The 2299-nt window shown below is 64.7% G+C and carries 2 protein-coding genes; both read left to right on the forward strand.

The window, feature by feature from the left end; genetic code table 11:
- A partial coding sequence (gene glpA, locus ACE3OO_RS20160) for an anaerobic glycerol-3-phosphate dehydrogenase subunit A (RefSeq protein ID WP_374305892.1) occupies positions 1–1655 on the forward strand: 1655 nt, incomplete at its 5' end.
- Positions 1645–2299 (forward strand): anaerobic glycerol-3-phosphate dehydrogenase subunit GlpB (glpB, locus tag ACE3OO_RS20165; protein WP_374305894.1); only part of this gene is annotated, 655 nt, incomplete at its 3' end. The genes glpA and glpB, both read left to right, overlap by 11 nt.

Genomic DNA, 2299 nt, shown 5'->3' on the forward strand with positions numbered 1-2299 from the left:
TAGGCGGCGGGGCCACCGGGGCAGGCATCATGCGCGATTGCGCACTGCGCGGCATTGACTGCATTCTGCTCGAACGGGACGATATCGCCGCCGGCACCACGGGGCGCAACCATGGCCTGCTCCACTCCGGTGCACGCTACGCGGTGACGGATCAGGAGTCCGCCCGCGAGTGCATTCAGGAAAACCGCATCCTCAAGCGGATTGCCAGCCACTGTGTCGAGGACACCGGCGGCCTCTTCCTCACCCTGCCGGAAGATGACATCAATTTCCAAACCACCTTCATGGGTGCCTGTGCCCGCGCCGGGATCGAAACCCGTCAGCTCGATCCCCGCGAAGCCTTGCGTATGGAGCCCAACGCCAACCCGGCGATGATCGGCGCCATCCATGTGCCGGATGGCACGGTCGACCCGTTCCGCCTCGCCGCCGCCAACGTGCTGGATGCTAAAGAGCACGGCGCGCGCATCTTCACCCACTGCAAGGTGCTGGGACTCTTGCGCACTCAGGATCGGGTACACGGGGTCAAGGCGATCAACACCCGCACCGGCGAAGCGTTCGAGGTGGAGTGTCAGGAGGTGATCAACGCCGCCGGCATCTGGGGCCAGCAAATTTGCGAATACGCCGATCTCGGCATCCGCATGTTCCCGGCCAAGGGATCCCTGCTCATCATGGATTACCGCATCAACCAGCTGGTGCTCAACCGCGCCCGCAAACCGGCGGATGCGGACATTCTGGTGCCGGGCGATACCATCTCCCTCATCGGCACCACCTCCAGCCGCATCGATTACAACAAGATTGACCAGCTCACCGTCGAGCCCGAAGAGGTGGAAGTGCTGTTGCGCGAGGGGATCAAGCTTGCCCCCATCATGGCGCGCACCCGTCTGCTGCGCGCCTACGCCGGCGTTCGCCCGCTGGTAGCGGTGGATGGCGACGAGAGCGGCCGCAATATCAGCCGCGGCATCGTGCTGCTCGATCACGCCGAGCGCGACGGTCTCAAGGGTTTCAACACCATCACCGGCGGCAAGCTGATGACCTACCGCCTGATGGCCGAGTGGGCCACCGATCTGCTGGCCAAAAAGCTCGGCAACAACAAGCCCTGCCGTACTGCCGAGCTCAATCTGCCCGGCTCGCGGGATCCGGAAAAGGTCTCCGCCCCGGGGCTCTCGGTGCCTGCCGAAGGGTCGGCCCAATACCGCCACGGCGAACGGGTCATCGCCTTCTTCCGTGACAATCCGAAAGCCAACGCCCTCATCTGCGAGTGCGAAATGGTCACTGCCGGTGAAATCGAATACGCCCTGCGCGAGCTGGATGTGGACAACCTCATCGACCTGCGCCGTCGAACCCGCCTGGGCATGGGCCCCTGTCAGGGCGAGCTCTGCGCCTACCGCGCCGCCGGCCTGATGCAGGAGTACGGCAAGGCGGACGGCCGTCAGGCCTGCGTCATGCTGCGCCAGTTCCTCGAGGAGCGCTACAAGGGAACCCGCCCGGTGCTGTGGGGCGATGCCCTGCGCGAGGCCGAGTTTACCTACTGGATCTACGAGGGGCTGTTTGGCCTTGGCGAGTGGACCACACCTCAGCTGGTCGCCGATGCACCACGCGCCCCCGGGCAGCACAATGCCACTCACGCCACTGAGAAGGAGAGCCGTCATGAAGTTTGACAATATCGTTATCGGCGGTGGCATGGCAGGCCTCTCGGCCGCCCTGCGTCTGGTAGAAGCGGGCCAGAAGACCCTGCTGATGGCCTCAGGCCAGAGTGCCCTGCACTTCTCCTCCGGCTCGGTCGACCTGCTGGAGAGCGAAGGGGATCCCCGCGCCGCCCTGCCCGCCTTTATGGCGGCCCATCCGGATCACCCCTACAGCAAAGTCGGAATGCAGAATATCGAGGCAAGTCTGGCCGACCTGCAGCGCCACTGCGCCGAGCAGGGGCTGCCACTGGTGCGCCACGAAACCAATCACCAGCGCCTGACCCCCATTGGTACCCTCAAACGTACCTGGCTCTCCCCCGATACTTGCGCCTGCGTCACCGATGCACCGATCCCGGACGTGCTACTGCTGGCCACCCTCGAGGGCTTTCGCGACTTTCATCCGGCACTGGCGGCGGCCAATCTGGCGACCCATCCGCGTTTTGCCCACTGCCGCATTCTGACTGGCGAAATCCGCCTGCCCCAGCTGGCCGAATTCAGCCGCAATCCCCATGAGTTTCGCTCTGCCGACATCGCGCGCCTGTGTGACAAGCACCATCTGGTGGCCGATCTGGCCAGCGAGATCAGTCGAATGGTGCAGGAGAGCGGCGTGCCCGACT

Origin of the sequence: Ferrovibrio sp. (genome assembly GCF_041906005.1) — a bacterium.
GTDB lineage: Bacteria > Pseudomonadota > Alphaproteobacteria > Ferrovibrionales > Ferrovibrionaceae > Ferrovibrio.